The organism is Sodalis sp. RH20 (genome assembly GCF_047324205.1).
In the GTDB taxonomy this organism is placed as follows: Bacteria; Pseudomonadota; Gammaproteobacteria; order Enterobacterales; family Enterobacteriaceae; genus Acerihabitans.
The window spans coordinates 2,828,549-2,849,331 of the sequence record NZ_CP178733.1 but is presented as its reverse complement, the minus strand read 5'-3'; the positions used below and the strand labels follow the sequence as shown (position 1 = coordinate 2,849,331).

Annotated in this window: 22 protein-coding genes; 11 read left to right on the top strand and 11 right to left on the bottom strand. The window is 59.6% G+C overall.

What is annotated here, in order from left to right; translation table 11 throughout:
* The first annotated feature begins 188 nt into the window (after positions 1–188).
* The 8 genes from ACL2XM_RS13105 (at position 189) to ACL2XM_RS13070 (ending at position 5,867) form a co-directional block, all read left to right on the top strand.
* Complete coding sequence (locus ACL2XM_RS13105; protein ID WP_410015713.1) at positions 189–737, top strand: PTS glucitol/sorbitol transporter subunit IIC; 549 nt, start codon at positions 189–191, stop codon at positions 735–737.
* 15 nt (positions 738–752) lie between these two features.
* Positions 753–1,778, top strand: coding sequence for a PTS glucitol/sorbitol transporter subunit IIB (locus tag ACL2XM_RS13100; protein WP_413722448.1), 1,026 nt, complete (start codon positions 753–755; stop codon positions 1,776–1,778).
* A 23-nt stretch (positions 1,779–1,801) separates the two neighbouring features.
* The gene (srlB, locus tag ACL2XM_RS13095) at positions 1,802–2,164 is read left to right on the top strand and encodes a PTS glucitol/sorbitol transporter subunit IIA (RefSeq protein WP_413733123.1); all 363 of its coding nucleotides are present in this window, start codon (positions 1,802–1,804) and stop codon (positions 2,162–2,164) included.
* A gap of 25 nt (positions 2,165–2,189) precedes the next feature.
* Positions 2,190–2,969, top strand: a complete 780-nt coding sequence (gene srlD / locus ACL2XM_RS13090; protein ID WP_410015710.1) for a sorbitol-6-phosphate dehydrogenase — start codon at positions 2,190–2,192, stop codon at positions 2,967–2,969.
* A 60-nt stretch (positions 2,970–3,029) separates the two neighbouring features.
* Complete coding sequence (gene gutM, locus ACL2XM_RS13085) at positions 3,030–3,389, top strand: transcriptional regulator GutM (RefSeq protein WP_410015709.1); 360 nt, start codon at positions 3,030–3,032, stop codon at positions 3,387–3,389.
* Between the two features lie 99 nt (positions 3,390–3,488).
* Positions 3,489–4,262: a glucitol operon DNA-binding transcriptional repressor SrlR gene (gene srlR / locus ACL2XM_RS13080; protein WP_413733121.1), complete on the top strand. Its 774-nt coding sequence runs from the start codon at positions 3,489–3,491 to the stop codon at positions 4,260–4,262.
* The gene (gutQ, locus tag ACL2XM_RS13075; RefSeq protein WP_413722452.1) at positions 4,255–5,220 is read left to right on the top strand and encodes an arabinose-5-phosphate isomerase GutQ; all 966 of its coding nucleotides are present in this window, start codon (positions 4,255–4,257) and stop codon (positions 5,218–5,220) included. The genes srlR and gutQ overlap by 8 nt, the downstream gene beginning before the upstream one ends.
* 224 nt (positions 5,221–5,444) lie before the next feature.
* Positions 5,445–5,867, top strand: coding sequence for a DoxX family protein (locus ACL2XM_RS13070; protein WP_410015707.1), 423 nt, complete (start codon positions 5,445–5,447; stop codon positions 5,865–5,867).
* A 43-nt stretch (positions 5,868–5,910) separates the two neighbouring features.
* On the opposite strand, the gene ACL2XM_RS13065 is transcribed toward ACL2XM_RS13070, so the two are convergent.
* The 8 genes from ACL2XM_RS13065 to ACL2XM_RS13030 form a co-directional block, all read right to left on the bottom strand.
* Positions 5,911–7,200 carry an arsenic transporter gene (locus ACL2XM_RS13065; RefSeq protein WP_410015706.1) on the bottom strand — a complete coding sequence of 430 codons (1,290 nt, stop codon included), beginning with the start codon at positions 7,198–7,200 and terminating at the stop codon, positions 5,911–5,913.
* 134 nt (positions 7,201–7,334) lie between these two features.
* On the bottom strand, positions 7,335–8,561 hold the full coding sequence (locus ACL2XM_RS13060; RefSeq protein WP_413733120.1) for an MFS transporter: 1,227 nt from the start codon (positions 8,559–8,561) through the stop codon (positions 7,335–7,337).
* 59 nt (positions 8,562–8,620) lie between these two features.
* Positions 8,621–9,598 (bottom strand): ABC transporter ATP-binding protein, encoded by a 978-nt coding sequence (locus tag ACL2XM_RS13055; RefSeq protein ID WP_413733118.1) that lies wholly within the window; start codon positions 9,596–9,598, stop codon positions 8,621–8,623.
* Positions 9,595–10,632: an ABC transporter ATP-binding protein gene (locus tag ACL2XM_RS13050; RefSeq protein WP_413733117.1), complete on the bottom strand. Its 1,038-nt coding sequence runs from the start codon at positions 10,630–10,632 to the stop codon at positions 9,595–9,597. The genes ACL2XM_RS13055 and ACL2XM_RS13050 overlap by 4 nt, the downstream gene beginning before the upstream one ends.
* Before the next feature lie 4 nt (positions 10,633–10,636).
* Entirely contained in the window at positions 10,637–11,491 is an 855-nt protein-coding gene (locus ACL2XM_RS13045) for an ABC transporter permease (RefSeq protein WP_413730683.1), read from the bottom strand.
* A gap of 66 nt (positions 11,492–11,557) precedes the next feature.
* Positions 11,558–12,505, bottom strand: coding sequence for an ABC transporter permease (locus tag ACL2XM_RS13040; protein ID WP_413733115.1), 948 nt, complete (start codon positions 12,503–12,505; stop codon positions 11,558–11,560).
* Positions 12,506–12,570: 65 nt separating this feature from the next.
* Complete coding sequence (locus ACL2XM_RS13035; RefSeq protein ID WP_413722456.1) at positions 12,571–14,136, bottom strand: ABC transporter substrate-binding protein; 1,566 nt, start codon at positions 14,134–14,136, stop codon at positions 12,571–12,573.
* Complete coding sequence (locus ACL2XM_RS13030) at positions 14,133–15,323, bottom strand: M20 family metallopeptidase (protein WP_410015699.1); 1,191 nt, start codon at positions 15,321–15,323, stop codon at positions 14,133–14,135. Before ACL2XM_RS13030 ends, ACL2XM_RS13035 begins: the two co-directional genes overlap by 4 nt.
* A 483-nt stretch (positions 15,324–15,806) precedes the next feature.
* Here ACL2XM_RS13030 and ACL2XM_RS13025 point away from each other — a divergent pair, with 483 nt between their 5' ends.
* From ACL2XM_RS13025 to ACL2XM_RS13015, 3 genes are read left to right on the top strand one after another with little or no spacing between them, the layout of a single operon-like run.
* Positions 15,807–16,820, top strand: coding sequence for a glycine betaine ABC transporter substrate-binding protein (locus tag ACL2XM_RS13025; RefSeq protein WP_413733113.1), 1,014 nt, complete (start codon positions 15,807–15,809; stop codon positions 16,818–16,820).
* A gap of 8 nt (positions 16,821–16,828) precedes the next feature.
* Positions 16,829–17,602: an ABC transporter permease gene (locus ACL2XM_RS13020; RefSeq protein ID WP_410015698.1), complete on the top strand. Its 774-nt coding sequence runs from the start codon at positions 16,829–16,831 to the stop codon at positions 17,600–17,602.
* On the top strand, positions 17,599–18,378 hold the full coding sequence (locus ACL2XM_RS13015; protein ID WP_413733111.1) for an ABC transporter ATP-binding protein: 780 nt from the start codon (positions 17,599–17,601) through the stop codon (positions 18,376–18,378). Before ACL2XM_RS13020 ends, ACL2XM_RS13015 begins: the two co-directional genes overlap by 4 nt.
* Positions 18,379–18,464: 86 nt before the next feature.
* On the opposite strand, the gene ACL2XM_RS13010 is transcribed toward ACL2XM_RS13015, so the two are convergent.
* Genes ACL2XM_RS13010 through ACL2XM_RS13000 form a run of 3 tightly spaced genes read right to left on the bottom strand, consistent with a single transcriptional unit; the run spans position 18,465 to position 20,783 of the window.
* Positions 18,465–19,154, bottom strand: coding sequence for an amino acid ABC transporter permease (locus ACL2XM_RS13010; protein ID WP_413733110.1), 690 nt, complete (start codon positions 19,152–19,154; stop codon positions 18,465–18,467).
* On the bottom strand, positions 19,144–19,953 hold the full coding sequence (locus ACL2XM_RS13005; RefSeq protein ID WP_413722460.1) for an amino acid ABC transporter permease: 810 nt from the start codon (positions 19,951–19,953) through the stop codon (positions 19,144–19,146). The genes ACL2XM_RS13010 and ACL2XM_RS13005 overlap by 11 nt, the downstream gene beginning before the upstream one ends.
* On the bottom strand, positions 19,953–20,783 hold the full coding sequence (locus tag ACL2XM_RS13000; protein WP_413733108.1) for an amino acid ABC transporter ATP-binding protein: 831 nt from the start codon (positions 20,781–20,783) through the stop codon (positions 19,953–19,955). Before ACL2XM_RS13000 ends, ACL2XM_RS13005 begins: the two co-directional genes overlap by 1 nt.

Sequence of the window (20,783 nt, the reverse complement as noted above, 5' to 3'; positions counted from 1 at the left end):
ATTGTCAGTATTTCATTAAGATTACAAAAACGATCAATAATATTTCATTTCAAAAGAAATAACTTTCAAAACGTGACGTATATCTAACAAACCATAACCTAAGTCGCCTATCTTAAGCAGCGCAGTACATCGACGCCCGTATTGCCAAAGGTGCTTTTCCTTGTTCGTACCCCGAAATGGAGAAAATTATGATTGACGTGATCGCCCACGGCGCCGAGTGGTTTATCGGCCTGTTTCAAAAAGGCGGTTCGGTGTTTGTCGGCATGGTTACCGGCATCCTCCCGCTGCTTATCAGTTTATTGGTCATTATGAATGCCCTGATCGTTTTTGTGGGCCAGAGCAGGATTGAACGCCTGGCGCAGCGCTGCGCGGGTAATCCGCTGTCGCGGTATCTGCTGCTGCCGGTTATCGGCACCTTTGTCTTTTGCAATCCGATGACCTTAAGCCTCGGCCGCTTTATGCCGGAAAAATACAAACCCAGCTATTACGCCGCCGCCTCTTACAGCTGCCACTCCATGAACGGCCTGTTTCCCCATATCAACCCCGGCGAATTGTTTGTCTATCTCGGCATCGCCAACGGGCTGACCACGCTGAACCTGCCGCTGGGGCCGCTGGCGGTCAGCTACCTGCTGGTCGGCATGTTCACCAACTTTTTCCGCGGGTGGATAACCGATCTGACCACGTCGATTTTTGAACGCAAAATGCATATCCAACTTGATCAGCATGTCCGCTTGTAATCCCAGGAGAAGGCGATGAATACATTTATCCGTATTGAAAAAGGCGAAAGCGGCTGGGGCGGGCCCTTGCTGATTGAGGCCGTGCCGGGCAAAAAAGTGGTGTACATCACGGCGGGCACGCGTCCGGCGATTGTCGATCGCCTGAGCCGGCTCACCGGCTGGCCGGCGGTGGACGGATTCAAGGAAGGGGAACCGCCGGCGGATGAGATAGGCGTGGTGGTGATTGACTGCGGCGGCACCCTGCGCTGCGGCATTTACCCCAAGCGGCGCATTCCCACGGTCAATATCCATGCCACCGGCCGCTCCGGTCCGCTGGCGCAATTTATCCTGGAGGACATTTATGTCTCCGGCGTGCGTGAGCAGAATATCCAACTGCTGGCGGATGATGATACCCAGGCGGCCAACGCGTCGCCGCAGCCGCAGGCCGCCAACGAGCGCGTCAGGGATACCGGCACGGCGGCCAAGGGCGCCGGCCGTGATTACGACACCAGCAAAAAAATTACCGAGCAAAGCGACGGGCTGCTGGCGAAAGTCGGCATGGGCATGGGATCGGTGGTGGCGGTATTTTTCCAGGCCGGGCGCGAAACCATTGATACCGTGCTGAAAACCATACTGCCCTTTATGGCCTTTGTCTCCGCGCTTATCGGCATCATTATCGCCTCGGGACTGGGTGATTTTATCGCCCACGGCCTGACGCCGCTGGCCAATAGCCCCATCGGCCTGGTGACGCTGGCGTTGATTTGCTCCTTTCCCCTGCTATCGCCGTTTCTCGGCCCGGGGGCGGTGATAGCGCAGGTTATCGGCGTCCTCGTCGGCGTACAGATAGGCCAAGGCCATATTCCCCCCCATCTGGCGCTGCCGGCATTGTTCGCCATCAACGCCCAGGCGGCCTGCGATTTTATCCCGGTCGGCCTGTCGCTGGCCGAAGCCAAGCAGGATACGGTCCGGGTAGGGGTGCCGTCGGTACTGGTCGGTCGTTTCCTGACCGGCGCGCCGACCGTTCTGCTGGCCTGGGCGGTATCCGGTTTTATTTACCAATGAAGTCTTTTGATGAGGGCGTTTGTATGCAGACGATTTACCAGACCACCTTTACCCGCGTCGGCGAAAACGCGCGCGAGTCGCTGGCCGACAATATGCTGATTACCTTCCGCGAGGGCGCGCCGGAAGATATCGAGGCCTACTGTTTTATCCACCGCCACGGCGATATGCAGGGTGAACTGCGGGCCGGCGAAACGCTGACCCTGGCGAACGAGGCGTTCGCCATCACCGCGGTGGGCGATGTGGCGACCAGCAACCTGCGCGAACTGGGCCATATCACCATCCGTTTTGACGGCGCCGGGCAGGCGGAATATCCCGGCACCGTCCATGTCGCGGGACCGACCCCGGCCGATATCCCCGTCGGCAGCGTATTAGCCATTTTGTCTTGATTTATTATTCTGTAGGAGCACGTGTATGAAGCAGGTTGCGGTAGTCATTGGTGGTGGTCAAACCCTCGGCGCCTTTTTATGCGCAGGGTTGGCGCAGGCCGGGTACCGGGTGGCGGTGGCCGATTTAAATGCGCAGCATGCCTGGCAGGTGGCGGCGGATATTAACGCCCGCCTGGGGGAGGGAACGGCATTTGGTTTTGGCGCGGACGCGACGAACGAAGAGAGCGTGACGCGTCTGGCGCAGCAGGTCGACCAGCAGTTCGGCCAGGTCAACCTGCTGGTGTACAGCGCGGGCCTGGCCAAGGCGGCGCCTATCACCCAGTTTGCACTGGTGGATTTTGATCTGTCGCTGCAGGTGAACCTGGTGGGCTATTTCCTGTGCGCGCGCGAATTTACCAAACTCATGATCCGTGACGGCATCGCCGGGCGGATTATCCAGATAAACTCCAAGTCGGGTAAAGTGGGCAGTAAGCATAATTCGGGCTACAGCGCCGCCAAGTTCGGCGGCGTGGGACTGACTCAATCGTTGGCGCTGGATCTGGCGGAGTACGGCATCACCGTTCACTCGCTGATGCTGGGCAACTTGCTTAAATCGCCGATGTTCCAGTCGCTGTTGCCGCAATATGCGAAAAAGCTTGGCCTGCGCGCGGATCAGGTCGAACAGTATTATATCGACAAGGTGCCGTTGAAACGCGGCTGCGAGTATCAGGATGTGCTGAATATGCTGCTGTTTTATGCCAGTGACAAAGCCTCTTACTGCACCGGGCAATCCATCAATATTACCGGCGGGCAGGTGATGTTCTGACCCGCACCCACCCCGCCGGAAGCCTCCGGCGGGGCAATTATTCCTGGAGGAGATGCCCGGATGAGTGCAACGGCGCTGCTGGTGTCAATCGCGATCGTGGCCTGGATAGGCCAGATTATCCTGGGCGGATGGCAAATCCGCAGTTTCAACCGCGCTTTCGATGCCTTGTGCCTGCGGGGACACGTGGGCGTGGGCCGTTCCGCCGGCCGCTTTAAGGCCAGGGTGGTACTGGCGCTGGCTTTTGACGGCGAGCAGCGGGTATGCGATGGTTTTATCCTGCGCGGCATCACGGTATTTGCCCGGCCACGGCGGCTGACGGCGTTAATCGGCCTGTCAAAAGCACAGCTCATTCCGTATGTCATATTTCCGCGCGATCCGGCATTGCAAACCGCGCTGTCTTTAGCGATTGAACCGAAATGAGGATATTTTCATTTTAAAAGCTGGTATCTTTCATTTGGAATGGTATTCAAGGTATAATCTCCGTCAGTGGCTATTTCGCCAATCGATTCGGAAATTGTTATGAAACCAAAGCAACGCCAGGCGGCAATTCTGGAATACCTGCAAACGCACGGTAAAACGGCCGTGGAGGATCTTGCCAGTCGTTTTGCCACCACGGGTACCACTATACGCAAGGATTTAACCCTGCTGGAAGAAGAGGGGGCGGTTATCCGCACCTATGGCGGGGTAGTATTAAGCCGGGAGGAGGGCGATCAGCCCATCGACCGCAAGACCCATATCAATACCGCCAAGAAAAAGCAAATCGCCCGCCGGGCCGCCGGCCTGATTAACGACGGCGATTCCCTGATCTTCGATGCCGGCAGTACCGTGCTGCAAATGGTGCCCTATCTGGCGCAGTTTAATAATATCACCGTGATGACCAATAGCCTGACGATTGTCAATGAACTGGTAGAATTGGATAACGATCAGACCATCCTGATGCCGGGGGGGACTTATCGTAAAAACTCGGCATCGTTTCACGGCAGCCTGGCCGAAGCGGCGTTTTCCCATTTCAGTTTCGATAAATTGTTTATCGGCGCGGACGGGGTGGACCTGAACGCGGGCGTGACCACCTTCAACGAAGTCCACACGGTTAGCCAGGCCATGTGCCGCGCGGCGCAGCAGCTCATCCTGCTGGTGGATTCCTCTAAATTCGGTCGTAAAAGCCCCAACGTGGTCTGCGAACTGGACGCCGTCCATCTGCTGATCACCGATCGCGATATTAACCCGGTGTACCTGGCCGCGCTGCGGGAGAGGGGCATTGAAGTGATGCTGGTGGGAGAAGACGATGAGTGACCGGTTGCTGGCGTACGCGCGGGAAACCCTCGATATCGAGATCGCCGAAGCGCGGCGCCTGCGCGACCGCCTGGACGACAGCGTAACGCGCGCCTGCCGGCTGTTGCTCGGCTGCCGGGGAAAGGTGGTGATTTCCGGCATGGGCAAATCGGGGCATATCGGTAAAAAGATCGCCGCGTCGCTGGCCAGTACCGGCACGCCGGCGTTTTTTGTCCACCCCGCCGAGGCGCTGCACGGCGATTTGGGCATGATAGGCAGCCAGGACGTGGTGGTGTTTATCTCCTATTCCGGCCGCGCCCAGGAACTGAGGCTGATTTTGCCGCTGCTGGCCGAAAGCGGTATCCCGGTGGTGGCCATTACCGGCAACCTTGATTCACCGCTGGCGCAGGCCGCCGCCTGCGTGCTGGATATCAGCGTTGAGCGGGAGGCCTGCCCGATGGGGCTGGCGCCCACGTCAAGCGCGGTGAACACGCTGATGATCGGCGACGCGCTGGCGATGGCGCTGATGCGTTACCGCGGATTCGATGCCGAGCAATTCGCCCGATCGCATCCCGGCGGCAGCCTGGGGGCCAGTCTGTTGAACCGGGTGCATCATGTCATGCGCCGCGACGACCGTTTGCCCAGGATCAAGCAGCAGGACAGCGTGCTGGACGCCATGCTGGAACTGAGCCGAACCGGTCTTGGCCTGGTGGCGGTATGCGATAGCGAAAATCGGGTAGCGGGCGTATTTACCGACGGCGATCTGCGCCGCTGGCTGGTGAAAGGACATGGACTGGACGAGTGCGTCGGGCATGCCATGACCCAGCCGGGCTATCGGTTGCCGCAGGAATGGCGGGCCGGGGCGGCGCTGGCGGCGTTGCACCAGCACCATATCACCGCCGCGCCGGTCGTGGATACCGAGGGACGCCTGGTCGGCGCGCTTAATCTGCACGATTTGCATCAGGCGGGGATCGGCTGACCGGGCGCGGCTATAATCCATCGCGGTATTATTACCCACGGCAGGTTGAACTATTTTCCTCATGCTTTTATTTATCAACCGCGACAATATTGCTGTCGGCGTCATCAGATTAAATAACATGATACTTTTTTGACTATCTCTATCAGTTTATTTGATTAGATGCCGGAGAGGATATCGGTTAACGTAGCCCTACATTGTGACGAATATTATTGAAGATAACCCTTATGCTTACTGCTATTAATAACGGATTTGCACGTTTCGTGGATGGCCCCAACGCGGGTAAGCTTCTGTTACGCCTGACCTTCGGCATATTACTGTTATTTCATGGTTACGCCAAAACCCAGCATGGCGTCGGCTGGATCGCCGATTTATTGCAAAGCCACGGGTTGCCCGGTTTTATCGCCTATGGCGCCTTTATCGGCGAAATTATTGCCCCCATCATGATTATTGTCGGGTTTATGACCCGGCCGGCGGCGTTTATTATCGCTTTTAATCTGCTGGTGGCTACCCTGCTGGTTGGCATGGGGCATTTTTATAAACTCACGAATGTCGGCGCCTGGGCATTGGAAACGGAAGCGCTCTACTTTTTCGGCGGCCTGGTGATTATGCTGATAGGGCCGGGTAAATATGCTGTAATGAAAAACTGATCTTCCGGCGCGGCCGGCGAATAGCCGCTGGCCGCGCCTGGCATTAAAAGGGTAACGACAGGCGCAGGGCCAATGCCGCCAGCGTCACCAGCAGTACCGGCAGCGTCATTACCACTCCCACGCGAAAATAATAACCCCAGGAAATGCTCAGATTCTTTTTTGCCAGCACATGCAGCCACAGCAAGGTGGCCAGGCTGCCGATGGGGGTGATTTTAGGCCCGAGATCGCAGCCGATGACATTGGCGTAAATCATCGCCTGTTTAACCACGCCGGTGGCGGTGCTGCCTTCCACCGACAGCGCGCCGACCAGTACGCTGGGCAGGTTATTCATCACGGAAGATAAGAACGCGGTCAGGAATCCCGTGCCGAGCGTCGCCACCCACAGGCCCTGGCTGGCGAACCGGCTTAACAGGGCGGACAGCGCATGGGTCAGACCGGCGTTGCGCAGGCCATACACCACCAGGTACATCCCCAGGGAAAAAATAACGATTTGCCAGGGCGCGCCGCGCAGCACCCGGCCGGTATTGATGGCGCGGCCCTTTTTCGCCACCACAAACAGGATCAGCGCGCCGGCGGCGGAGATCAGGCTGACCGGAACGCCCAGCGGTTCCAGGCCGAAAAAGCCCCCCAACAGCAGGATCAGCACCACCCATCCGGTACGGAAGGTGGCCGGGTCGCGAATGGCATCCTTCGGCGCAGGCAGGCGCGCGACGTCATAGTTTGCCGGTATTTCACGCCGGAAAAACAGGTGCAGCGTAATAAGGGTGGCGGCCACGGCGGCAATATTGACCGGCACCATGACCGAGGCATAGGCATTAAAACCCAGTTTGAAATAATCGGCCGAGACGATATTCACCAGGTTCGATACCACCAGCGGCAGGCTGGCGGTATCGGCGATAAAACCCGCCGCCATGACAAACGCCAGGGTGGTGCTGCGCTTGAACCCCAGCGCCAGCAGCATGGACATCACGATTGGCGTGAGGATAAGCGCTGCGCCGTCATTGGCGAACAAGGCGGATACGGCGGCGCCCAGCAGAATGGTATAGCTGAACAGCAGCCGGCCACGGCCGTTTCCCCAACGGCCGACATGGAGCGCCGCCCAGGAAAAAAAACCGCACTCATCGAGCAACAGACTGATAATGATAATAGCGATAAAGGTGGCGGTGGCATTCCATACTATCCGCCACACCACGGCGATATCAGCCACCTCTACCACGCCGCTCGCGAGCGCCAGCCCGGCGCCGAGCATGGCGCTCCAGCCGATGCCCAGTCCCTTGGGCTGCCAGATAACCAATACGATCGTGAAGATAAAAATTGTTACAGCCGCAGCCATGGCGCCCCGCTTAATCCGCTAAATAAACAGCGGCGGACAGAACATGGGTTGCCGTAAGGCCGCTGAACTATCGGTAGAATATAACCGCTGGAGGGCGAAAATCCTTTTTTTTTTAATCCATCATCCGCAAAATTTTATTTGCTGATGACCCTTAACGGCAGCAGCAGCGGCAGCACGCCGATAAGCAACAGCGCCACGATATTCAGCGCGGGAACGATACCAATACGATCGCCGAGCGCGCCGTAGACGATAGGCATCAGGGCGCCGCAGCCAAGGGAGAGGGTATAAAAAATGGAAAAAGCGCGGGTTTGCTGGCCGGGTTTGGCGAGTTCCGCCACGGTGCCGTACAGGATGGAAGACGTGCCGTTTAGCGCGATGCCTAAGGGAATCAGCAACAGATAACTGGCGGTTAACGGGGTAAATAACAGAGCAATAATAAGCGCGGCGGTGAATATTTCACTGACGGCCACGGTGCGTAATACCCCAAGCCTGGGCGCCAGTGCGCCGCAGACTAATTTGCCGCAGGCGCCGCCGATAAAAATGGTGGTCAGCGCGAAGCCGACGCCGGCGGGCGTCGCGCCCTTGGCGGCCAGTAAAAAAGGCAGGAACGTCAGGGTGCCGGCGCGCGTGGCGTTATCCAGACTGCCGATAACGCATAAGGAGATAAAGGCTAACCGGCGTCTGGCCTCGGGGACGCGGGGCAGCGGCTGATAGGCGGCGCCTTCCCGTCCCGGCGACGGCGCAACGCCGGCTTGTCCGGCAACGCGTTGGGGCAACAAAAAGCGCAGGCCGACGGCCACCAGGATGCCCGCAACCGCGATGACCCGTACCGACCAGCCCCAGGCGATGAGTAACAATAAACCAGAAATGGCGCTGGGAATCAGGCACTTGCCGACATCGCCGAAAAAGTTATAGGTGCTTAGCGCCAGCCGGGTCTGCCGGACGGTAAAATACTGTGAAATATAGCTTGATGCCAACGGGTGCTGCACGCTGGCGCCCATGCCGCCCACGATAATCAACGCCATCAGCGGCAGGATGCCGCCGGAGAAACCATATAAAAATAACGCCGCGGACAACAGCAGCGTGCCGGCGATTAACAGCCTGCGCTCGCCAAACGCTTTGCCCAGTTCGCCCGCTGGAATCTGCCAGACGGCCAGCGAGCCGGAAAACAGCGTCTTGAGCAGCCCGATTTGCATCATCGACAGGCCGAACTGCTGCTGCCACACGGCAAACAGCAGGTAGTGCATGTCTGTCGCGCCATCATGATATAAATGCGCCAGGCTGGCCGCGCCCAGCACTTTGCGGCCGGCGCGGGCGACCGGTAAAGCCTGTTCAGGGGGGTTATCTTTCACAATGGCCATGACAATCCAGATTGGTTAGAAAACATGCCCGCCCGCCCCGGCGTTGCGGCGCGCGCCGATCAGCCGGCAAGATGGCAGGCAACATGATGCCTGTCGCCGACGCGGCGATCAATCGGCAACTGTGTAAAGCAGCGTGGCATCGCGTGCGGGCATTTGCCGCTGAAGACGCAGCCCCGGCCCGTATGCGGCCCCGTATCGGCGCGGAGAGCGGGCGTGGCGGCGACGGTTTTCAAACGCGGATGCGACGGCGGTATCGAGGCCAGCAGATAGCGGGTATAGGGATGCCGGGGGTCGGCAAACAGCGCGTCCGCCGGCGCTTCCTCCACCAGGCGTCCCCGGTACATGACGCCGATGCGATCGGCGATATGGTGCACAACGCTGAGATCGTGGGCGATAAATAAGTAGGCAAGACCGTTTTCCCGCTGCAGTTCCAGCAGCAGGTTCAGGATCTGCGATTGAATCGAAACATCCAGCGCCGAGACCGGCTCGTCGCAGACGATAAGCCGGGGATTGAGGATCAGCGCCTTGGCGATGCCCACGCGCTGGCGCTGTCCGCCGGAAAATTCGTGCGGATAGCGTTTGGCGTCCGCCGGGCTGAAACCCACCCTGGCGAGCAGTTGCCCGACGCGGGCCTCGCGTTCGGCGCTATTACCGATACCGTGGATAATTAACGGCTCCGCCACGCTGTAACCGATGGTACGCTTGGGATCCAGGGAGGACAGCGGATCCTGGAATATCATCTGTATATCTTTGCGCAGGGCGCGCAGGGGCGCCGCCGACAGGCTGAAAATATCGCGGCCGGCAAAATCGGCGCGCCCGGCGGTGGCGTCGGTGAGCCGCAGCAGCGTCCTGCCGGTCGTGCTTTTGCCGCTGCCGGACTCACCCACCAAGGCGTAGGTTTCCCGCTCATCAACATGAAAACTAACGTCATCCACCGCGGTGATCCAGCGAGTGCGCAGACCCTGGCGGACTTTGAATTTTTTCGTCAGGTGACTAACGCGCAACAGCGGCGGCGGGTAAACGGCAGTTGGGTTCATAATACTGTTTCCCGGTCGAGTTCTTCGGCTTTCCAGCAGCGAACGGCATGACGCGAAGCCTCCGGGCCGGCGGTCGCGCCGCCATCCCTTATCGCCGCCAGCGGCGGATGACGCCGGCATATGGCGCCGGCAAACGGGCAGCGGGGGGCGAAGCCGCAGCCGGCCGGGCTGTCGGTAAGCGGGGGCACGCTGCCCTTGATTTCCGTCAGCCGGGATTGACGCGCGCCGCGCAGCGACGGGATTGCCGCCATCAAACCCCGGGTATAGGGGTGCCGGGGCCGGTCGAATAAGGTCATGACGTCGGCTTCCTCCACCACTTCACCCAGATACATGACGATTACCCGCTGGCACATTTGCGCGACGACCGACAAATCATGGGTAATCAAAATGATGCCCATGCCGTTGGCGGCCTTAAGCGACTCCAGCAACTGCAGGATTTGCGCCTGAATCGTCACATCCAGGGCGGTGGTCGGCTCATCGGCGATAAGCAGCGCCGGATGGCAGGCCACGGCCATGGCAATCATCACCCGCTGGCGCATGCCGCCGGAAATTTCATGGGGATAAGCGGCGCAACAACGCGCCGGATCCGGGATGCCCACCTGTTCCAGCAGCGCCATCACCCGCGCGGCCCGCTGCCGGCGGGACAGGTCGGCGTGCAGTTGGAGGCTCTCGCCGATCTGGCGGCCGACGGTAAAGAGCGGGTTTAAACTCGACAGCGGATCCTGGAAAACCATCGACAGGGTATTGCCCTGGATGGCGCGCCGCTCGCGCTGCGATAGCGCCAGCAAATCGCGGCCGTTAAAGCGCACGCTGCCCTGCGCCTCGGTGATGCGGGGGTCCAGCAGCCCCATAACGGCTTCGGCGGTGACGCTTTTACCACAGCCGGATTCGCCGATAATGCCCAGGGTTTCATGCGCCTTCACGGCGAAAGAAATACCGCGCACCGGCCTGACGACGCCCTGTTCAGTGGCTATTTTGACCACCAGGTCATTCACCGCCAGCAGCGGGGCGCCGGATATCATACTGTCTGCCATAACGCTAAGGCCTGTCTCTTAACATGCCCAGCACGCGTCGCGGCAAGGGGCGGATGGTGGGATCCAGCAGGTCGCGCAGGCCGTCGCCGAGGATATTAAGGGCTAAGATCAGGATAACGATCGAGATGCCGGGAAAAAAGGTCATCCACCAGGAGGTAAAGATCACTTTTTTACCCTCCAGCAGCAGATTGCCCAGGCTGGGCATCGGCGCCGGCACACCGGAGCCGAGAAAACTTAACGCCGCCTCGGTAAGAATGGCCACGGAAAAAATAAAGGTGATCTGCACGATAAAGGGCGACATCACATTCGGCAGGATATGGCGCCAGATCATGCGCCCGTCGGTGGCGCCCTGGGCCCTCAGGCCCTCGATATAATTCTTTTCCTTAATCACCAACGCCGCCGAGCGCACCACCCGCGCGATGGAGGGGATATATACCAGCGACAGCGCCAATACCACATTCAGGGTGTTCGGCCCCAGGATGCCGACGATGGCAATGGCCAGCAACAGGGAAGGGAAGGCAAACAGGCCGTCGCAAACGCGCATGGCGATCAGATCCACCGGCCGGTACCAGGCGGACAGCAGGCCGGTTATCAAGCCGAATACCCCGGCGGCCGCGGCGACCGACATGCCCACCAGCAGGGAGATGCGAATGGCGTAGGCCACGCGCGTCAACACATCGCGGCCAAAGTTATCGGTGCCGAACCAATGCTGCGCGGTCGGGCTTTTTAACCGGCTGAGCGGATCGAGGGCATAAAGATCGTAGGGGCTGAAATACCCCGCGGCCAGCGACAGCACGACCAGCAGCAGCAGTATCACGCCGCCGGCCAGCATCATTTTATGACGCGACAATCCCGTCATGGCGCGGCCCTCCTGGTTGCCATGGCGCGGGCGCCATGCGTTGCGAAAAAGCGGGGTGGCGGCGCATCACGCCTTCACCTTAAGGCGCGGATCGATCCACCCAAACGACAGATCGACCAGCAGGTTAATCACTACGTAGCTGGTGGTAATCAGCAGCACCGACCCCTGGATCACGGTAAAATCCCGCCGCTCGATGGAATCGATAATCAATGACCCGACGCCGGGAATGCCGAACACGCTTTCAATCACGATGGCGCCGGTGATAAGCGATCCAAAGGATTCGCCGCAGATATTCAGTACCGGGATCCAGGCGTTTTTAAACGCATGGCGCAGCAATACCCCCCGTTCGGGAACGCCTTTGGCCCGCGCGGTCTTGATGTAGTTCTCATGAAGCACGTCCAGCATGACCGCGCGGGTCATGCGCGCCAGCAGGGCGGCGATGCGGATGGCCAGCGCCAGCGCCGGCAGGAACAGGTAATGCAGGTTTTGCCACAGGCTGAGTTGGCCGGATTTATAGCCGATCACCGGAAACCAGCGCAGATGGACGGCAAAAAAGAAAATCAGGAACAGGCCGAGTAAAAAGCCCGGAATCGACAGCCCGAAGGTCGCCAGCGCCATAATCAGGCGATCGGTAAAGCGCCCGCGCCGGTAAGCCGCCGCGATGCCGCCCAGGATACCAAGCAGCATGGCCATGCCCTGCGCCAGCAACGCCAGCGATAGCGTGGGTTTAAGATGCTGCATGAACAGCGTGATCACGCTTTCCCGCATAAACAGGGAGTAACCCAGATCGCCTTGCAGGATGCGGGAAAACCATAGCCAGAACTGTTCAACCAGCGGCCGGTTAAGGCCGAGCCTGGCGCGCATCGCCAGTACGTCTTCCGGCCGGGCGTCATTGCCGAGAACCACCAGCACCGGATCGCCCGGCGCAAGCTGCACCAGGCAGAACACCACCACCGCCACCACCAGCAATACCGGGATCAGCGCCAACAGCCGGTGTAACGCATACCATACCATTTGTTTATCCTTGCCCGCCGTAACCGGGCCGGCAGCGGGCCGCTAAAAAACCGACCGGGCAAAGGTTATTTATCCGGGACCTGCACATTCCATAAAATCGGGCCGATCAGGTCCGCGTAGCCCTTGACGCCGTCCTTGACGGCAATGGGTTCAGGCTGGGTATGGCCCAGCACAATCACCGGCAGGTATTGCCAGGTCAGGACGTGCAGCTTGTCCACCAGCGGTTTGGCATCCTGTAGCGAGGGCGCCTGCTTAATGCGATCCAGAACGCTGTCGATGTCCGGGCTGTTGGACCAGCCGGGGAAATTGGCCCGCGAGTCGAGGAACGGATATTGATGCAGCACCTGGCGCATGGAGAATTCCAGGGCGCAGAGGTCGAAATTTTTCGGGTCCTGGCGGCGCTGCAATACCGTCGGCCAGTCATAGACATCCAGCCGGGATTTAACGCCGATTTGTTTCAGCACCTGTTGGGCCACGATCGCCAGGTTGTAGAGTTCGGCATATTCCTTGGTGGCGATAATCACCACCTCCTGCCCCTGGTAGCCGGATTCCTTGACCAGCCTGCGGGCCTCGTCGAGCTTATTGACGTTATAGTAAGGTTTGCCGGCCCCGCTATACCAATCCACCTGCTGCGGAAATCCCAGGGAGGAATCGGCGCTGAAAAAACGCGGGTCGCTATAGCCGGCCAGCAGGACGCTGTTGACATCCAATGCGGTATTAAACGCCTGGCGCAGCTTGACGTCGGCGAAGGGTCCGGTTTTCTTATTGAACAAATAGGTGATAAGCGAACCGCCGGATTCCGGGGCAAATAACTGAATGCCCGGCGCCTGTTTAAGCTGGTCGATATTGTCCTTGGGCAGGTTAAACACCAGATCGTACTCGCCGGTCAGCGCGCCGGCCAGCCGGGTGGATTCATCGGTAACATACCGGAAAAAAATATCTTTCACATAGGCGTTCTTTTTGCCCGCCAGGCCGCTGGCCGGTTCACTGCGGGAAACATAACCGTCAAAGCGGGCGAGATGCAGATATTCGCCCTGTTTGAACTCCGCCAGCCTGTAGGGGCCGGTGCCAATCAGCTCGGTCACCGGGCTTTTCGTCTCGTTGGCCTTATCTATGATGCTTTTTGGCATGATGGCGGCAATATTCTTCACATCGGCCAGAATATTCAGCGTGATAAGCGACGGCGTTTTCAGGGTCAATTGCACGGTCAACGGGTCGATTTTAGTAAAGGCGGCGCCGGGCAGGTTGGCTTTACCCTGGGTGGACAACGCCAGCCAGCGGTTCATGGAGGCGACAACGTCGTCCGCGGTCAGCGGCTGGCCGTTCTGGAACACGATATGGTCGCGCAGGGTAAAGGTATACACCAGCCGATCGTCGCTGAGCTGGTAATGATCGACCAGTTCCGGCACCGGCTCGAACTTATCGTTAATCACGAACAGCTCTTCGAAAATATGACGGTCGACATCCGAGGTGGCGTTATTGGTGGTCAGATAAGGATCCAGGGTGCCGGGCCGGTTGCCGTAGGCGATATTCAGGGCGCCGCCGCCGGTGGCCGGGGCGGTGTACCCGGGCAGGGCCGCGCACAGTAAAAACAGGGCGGCATGGAACCGCATGGTATTGATTAAGCTCATGCTTGCTCCTGCTTGATACGTTCGAGCAGATGCGCGTCGGTCAGCAGCCGGTAGCCGGTTTTAGCCAGCACCCGGGCGCCGGTCACCAGCGCCTGGTAGCCGCGTGGGGAATTGGCGGCTTCGCGAAACGCCACCGTATGGCCTATCAGGTCATCGGGACCTATCTTGATATAGGGATGCGCGGTAGGCACGGCATGGCTGATATCGCCGGCGTCGGTGGACCCCAGACCTTCTTTAGGCGTGAGATCCACCTGTTCGCCATGGGCGGACAGGACATCCAGCAGCAGGGTATTCAAGGTGTGGTTAATGCGAAAATCGCGCGGACCCACCTGGTGTTCTATCTCCACGCGCGTGCCGGTGGCCAGCGCCGCCCCCTCGGCAATGGCGCGGATGCGCGGCTCCAGCGCTATCACTTCCTCGCGGGTATTGGCGCGGATGTAATAATGCGCCGCGGCGAATTCCGGGATCACATTCGGGGCCTGGCCGCCATCGGTAATAATGCCGTGTACCCGAACGCTCGCCGGCAGCTGCTGGCGCAGTACGCTGATGCCGTTATAGAGCAGCACCACCGCGTCCAGGGCGTTGATGCCCAGATGCGGGGAACTGCCCGCATGGGAAGGCTTGCCGTAAAAATTAAAATAAAGATGATTATTGGCAAGCGACGGGCCCGACAGGCGCGTGCGGCCGGCGGGATGGATCATCAGCGCCGCGTCCACTCCCCGCAGGAAGCCATGTTCGACAAAACGGGCTTTGACATTGCCGTTTCGCCCGCCCGGTCCCTTTAGCCCGCCTTCCTCCGCCGGGGTGCCCAATACCACGATTTTGCCGCCGGTTTCCGGCAAGGTTTCCGCGAGCGCAATGGCGGCGGCGATGCTGGTCACGCCGATAATATTGTGTCCGCAGGCATGGCCGATGCCGATCAGGGCGTCGTATTCCGCCAGATAGGCCACCGTCGGCCCGGGTTTGCCGCTATCCCTGACGGCGTGAAATGCGGTTTCATGCCCGGCCACGTTGGATGTCACCGTAAATCCCGCCGCGGTCAGCAGGCCGGTAAGGATCTTATTGGCGTAATATTCATTATTGCCGGTTTCCGGATGCGCATGTATATCCTGGCTGACGGCAATATACGTTTCCCGCTGCCGATCAATGGCATCGTCAATCCGTTTGATCAGGGTATCGGTGGTCATGGGTAACCTCATAATGAGATAAATAGTATTAGGACATGCGCAAAACCATACACTATTTCGCAATTGAGCTTAAAATGAAAATAGCGCATAACCTTAGTGAATTTCTGGACGAAGGTTGCCGTGCGGTTATTTTTTAGAAATAAGCGGAATATTACCAAAGCGCCCAATTCGTGGGGTCCTATTATTTGGTTATAATCAAGTCAAAAATATAAAAAGTATAAATTTCAGTCTATTGAAAAGAGATTGATGAAATAATATTCTCTTTTTCTACAGCGTTGACGGAAGAGAAGAAGAATTATTTTTCACGACTGCCTAATTTATCGCCATATCGACGGCGTTGAGCGTATTGGCCGGCATATAGTCAGTTATTCACTTTGAATATTCATATCTTAGCTAAATAAGGCAGAGCCTTTGCCTTTATACTGTGCCCCGTGCTACTGGCCTAACAATAAAATGACTCGCTTTCATTTCACAGGATATTTTATGCATAAAATAATAACGGCGGCGTTTGGCGCGGCCGGCTGGTTAATGTCATTATCCCCGTCCTTTGCCGCTGCGGCGGTGCCGCAGGAAGTGCGGATTGCCTACAGCGGCGGTTCGCAAGTGCTGATGTTGGCGAAGGCGGACGGCAGTCTGGAAAAAGCGCTGGGCACCAAGGTGAAGTGGGTGCAGTTCGCCTCGGGCGCCGATGCGCTGAATTATTTCGCCAGCGATGCCATCGATATCGCCAATTTTGGTTCCAGCCCGGCCACCGCCGGCATCGTGCGCAAGCTGCCGGTGGAAATCGTCGGCATTTCCGGCGTCATTGCCACCTATGAGCGCCTGATCGGCAAACCGGGCATCAATAGCCTGCAGGATATCGAGGGCAAACGTGTGGGCTACCCGCCCAACTCCACGTCCCAGTACGCGCTGGAAGCGGCGATAGCAGTGCATAAACTCGATCGCGGCAAGATTACCCTGATCCCGCTGCGCCCGGCGGAACTGGTGGCGGCCTGGAAACGCGGCGATATCGACGCCGGTTATGTCTGGGCGCCTTTTGCCCAGGAGCTGGAAGCGTCCGGCGGCCATCAGGTGTTCGCCACCAAGGATCTGCAAAAGGACGGTTATCTGATTTATAACAACTACGTGGTACGCAAAGCCTTTGCCCGGCAATATCCTGAGATCGTGGCCAACTTCCTGAAGGTACATCAGCAAAAGGTGGATGAATTCCGCCGCGACCCCGATGCCGCCGCCGCCATTGTCGCCCGGGAAGTAGGCGCGCCCGTCACCACCGCCACCAATACCCTGTCCGGCCTGGAATATCCCTCCATCGCCGATCAGGGCACCGCCGCCTGGCTGGGCGACGGCACCAATACCGACGCCAGCGGCATCGGACAGGCGGTGAATAAAACCGCCCATTTCCTGGAGAGCACCGGCGAGGTACGTCAACGGGATATCCCGGCCACCTGGAGCGGGGCGATTAATTCCAGCTATATCCGCCAGGCCGCGGGTAAATAAATACCGTTATGAAAGTTGTTCATCATCTTGCTATCAGCGTCGTCTCGGTGGCGCTGTTTTTCCTGCTCTGGCAAATCGCCGGGGAACGGCGCTGGGTCGACCCGCTATTGCTGCCGCCTTTGTCGGATCTGGCAGAAACCACGGTTGAGCTGTTGCGCGACGGCTACCGCCAGGTGCCGCTTTGGGAGCATATCGCGGTGAGCCTGGCGCGGGCGCTGAGCGCTTTTGCCGTCGCCATCGTGTGCGGCATCCCGCTGGGTCTGCTGATGGGGTTGTCGGCGCCCATCGCCGCCGCGCTCAACCCGTTTGTGCAGTTTCTGCGGCCCTTGCCGAAAATCGCCCTTATTCCGCTGGCGGTGGTCTGGCTGGGTATTGGCGAGTCCTCGAAATTTTTCCTTATTTTTATCGCTACTTTTCTGAGCGTGGTGGTGGGCGCCGCCGCCGCGGTGGAGCGCATCGGCGATGCCCGCATCCGCGTAGCGCAGACGCTGGGCGCCTCGCGCCGGCAGATTTTCTGGCGGGTGGTCTTGCCGGATACCTTGCCCGAGCTATTTACCAGCGTGCGGCTGTCCATCGGCGTCGGCTGGACGTCGCTGATTGCCGCCGAACTGGTGGCGGCTACGTCGGGCCTGGGGTGGATGGTGATCAACGCCAGCGCCTATCTGCGCACCGATATCGTGATGATAGGCATCCTGCTGCTCGGCGCCATCGGTTATATGCTGGATCTGGCGATCGTGGGAGTACAGAAATGGCTGGTGCCCTGGGCGGGGAAGGACGCATGACGGCACATATCGCTGTTGAGCATATTACGCAGGTTTTTACCGGCAGGCAGGCGCCCCTGACGGTGCTGGACGATGTCTCGCTGTCACTGGCCGCCGGGGAGTTTGTGGTATTGCTCGGCCCCTCCGGCTGCGGAAAATCCACCATCCTGAATATGATTGCCGGCTTTACGCCGGTACGGCAAGGGCGGATCCTGTGCGCGGGTCGGCCGGTCAGGGGGCCGCATCCCAGCCGGGGCATGGTGTTCCAGCAGCCCAATTTATTTCCCTGGCTGTCGGTGCTGGCTAACGTCACCTTCGGCGCGCGCATGGCGGGCCGGAAAAAGGCGGCGGCCGATGCCGACGCCAATGCCTGGCTTCAGCGGGTGGGACTGGCGGGTTTTGAACAGCATGCGCCCTGGCAGCTGTCCGGCGGCATGAAGCAGCGGGTGGCGCTGGCGCGGGCCTGGCTGCCCGACCCCGACATATTGCTGATGGATGAACCCTTCGGCGCGCTGGACGCGCAAACCCGGATGATGATGCAGGAACTGCTGCGCGCCGCCTGGAAGCAAACCGGCACGACGATTTTATTTGTCACCCACGATGTGGAAGAGGCGCTGTTTCTCGCCGACCGTATCCTGGTGATGTCGGCGCGGCCGGGGAAAATCGTTGAGGAAGTGCGGGTGCCGTTCGGCCCGCAGCGGGATATCGAGACCCTGGCGCAGGCCCCAGGCTACAGCGACATTAAACAACAGGTGCTTCACCGGGTGCGGACCGAGGCCCGGCGCCATATGCTGTAATGGTGCCCGGCGCGGGAGCGAATCCGGCGATTGCGCCCGCGCCGGGTAAGGATGGCGCAGCATCCGCCCACGCGCCGGGCGGGGCGCTACCGGGACAGCGGCTTCGGCGCGCCCAGTCGGGTGGCCAGCAGGGACAGGCCATAACACAGCAGGTAATAAATGACGCCGATAAAGACAAAAATCTCGGTGGGATAGATCTGTTCGCGGTTATTGACCTGGCCCGCCACGGTGGTCAGCTCCGGCACGTTAACGATAAACGCCAGCGAGGTGTCCTTGATCAGGGAGACCATCAGCCCGATATAAGACGGCAGCAGATTGGGCATGGCCTGCGGCAATAAAACCCGGCGCAGGATTTGCCACTCGCCCAGTCCCGAGGCAAGGCCCGCTTCCACCTGTCCCGCAGGCAGGGCGTTCAGGCCGGCGAGCGTGGTATGCATCACCGCCGCCGAGGTAAACCAGGCCAGGGCCAGAATCACCGTCAGCGGACCGGGTATCGAGCCGCCGAACAGGATGGGCAGCAGGAAAAACAGCCAGAAGATAACAAAAATCAGCGGTATGCCGCGAATGATTTCAGCCCAGATAAACAGCGCCCGGCGCGTCCAGCCCGGATAGCGCCAGGCCAGGCACGCCAGCGCGACGCCGAGCGCCAGCGCCAGTACGCCGGCGCACAGCGCCATCATCAGCGTCAGCAGCACGCCGCCCGGCTGGCCGTCGGCCAGGCGTCCCCATAGCAGGTAGGTCAGGTTAGCGAGGATCACGTCGATATTAAAGGTCATGGCGCGCTCCGCTTATCGGGTTGCCGGCCGGCGGCGCATCGAGGCCGGCCGCCGGCAACAGCGGTTGCCTGCCGTCGCGGCGCTTTGGGCCCACATATATCAGCAGGGATCCCATCGCCACGCCCAAGAGCAGATAAAGCCCGGTGCCCACCGCAAACGCCTCAAGCGCGTGGGCGTTAAAACTCTCCACCCGGCCTATCTGATAGGTCAATTCGGCGAAGCTGATGCCGCTGGCCAGCGACGAAAGCTTCATCAGGTTCAGGTATTGCCCGACCAGGGGCTGCCAGGCATTGAGCAGTCCCTGCGGCAACAGCACATGGCGCAGGATTTGCCACTGGCTGAACCCTTGCGATAGCGCGGCCTCCGTTTGTCCCGGCGGCACGGAGTTCAACCCCGCCTGGATTTCCTCCAGCAAAAACGCCGCGCAGAACAGCGACAATCCCCAGGCGGCGCAAAGGAATTCCGGCGCCAGCCACAGGACGTTGCCCGGCAGAATCGACCAGGGGTGCATATCGCCGATGTACAGGCGCACGCCTTGCGGCAGCGCGCCCCAGGCGGCAAAATACCAGAACAATAATTGCACCAGCAGCGGCGTGTTGCGAAACACCGAGACAAACGCCGCCGCCAGGGCGCGGCCAATCGGCCCCGGCGCCAGGCGCAGCGCCAGCATCAATAGGGTTATCAGCGTCGCCGCCAGGCAACCGAACAAGGTGACGTACAAGGTGGCGGCAAAGCCGGACAGGATCCATTGCCAGGGCTGGCCGGTCAGCACGCCGGCCCAATCCAGGTGCCAGGCCATCAGCTCTCCTCCAGGCGCGCATGCAGCGGATTAAGCACCTTCTGCAAAAAACGCTGCGCGCGCGGGTGCACCGGCGCGCTGAAAAAAGTCTCCGGGTCGGCCTGTTCCAGGATGACGCCGCCGTCCATAAACACCACCCGATCGGCTATTTCGCGGGCGAAGCTCATTTCATGGGTGACCACCACCATGGTGATGCCGCTATGGGCCAGTTCCTGCATTACCTGCAGCACTTCGCCGATCATTTCCGGGTCCAGCGCCGAGGTCGGCTCATCAAAAAGAATCAGCGTCGGGTCTGTGACCAGGGCGCGGGCAATCGCTACCCGCTGCTGCTGGCCGCCGGACAGCTGGGACGGCAGAAAAGACGCCTTATCGCCCAATCCCACCCGCTCCAGCAGACTCTGCGCTTTGGCATGCGCTTTCGCCCGCGTCCAGCCGTGCACGGTGATCAGCGCCAGGCTGACATTATCCAGGGCGTTAAGATGGCCGTAGAGATTAAACTGCTGGAACACAAAACCGATATGGGTGCGAAGTTCACGCAGCGCGCGGCCTTTCAACGCCGAGGTGGGATGGCCGTCGATCAGAATTTCACCTCCGCTTACGGTTTCCAACTGGTTGATCAGGCGTATCAGGGTGGATTTCCCCGACCCCGAGGGGCCGCAAATCGCCACCACCTCGCCGCGTCCGACGCTGAAATCCACCTGGCGGATCACGTAGTGGGGGCCGAAAAATTTATCAACCTGGCGGAACTCGACGGCGGGGATGGCATGTGGGGCAGGGGTATCCGCCACCGGGGCGGCGGATGGTTGCAGATTGTCGTACTGGGATTGCAT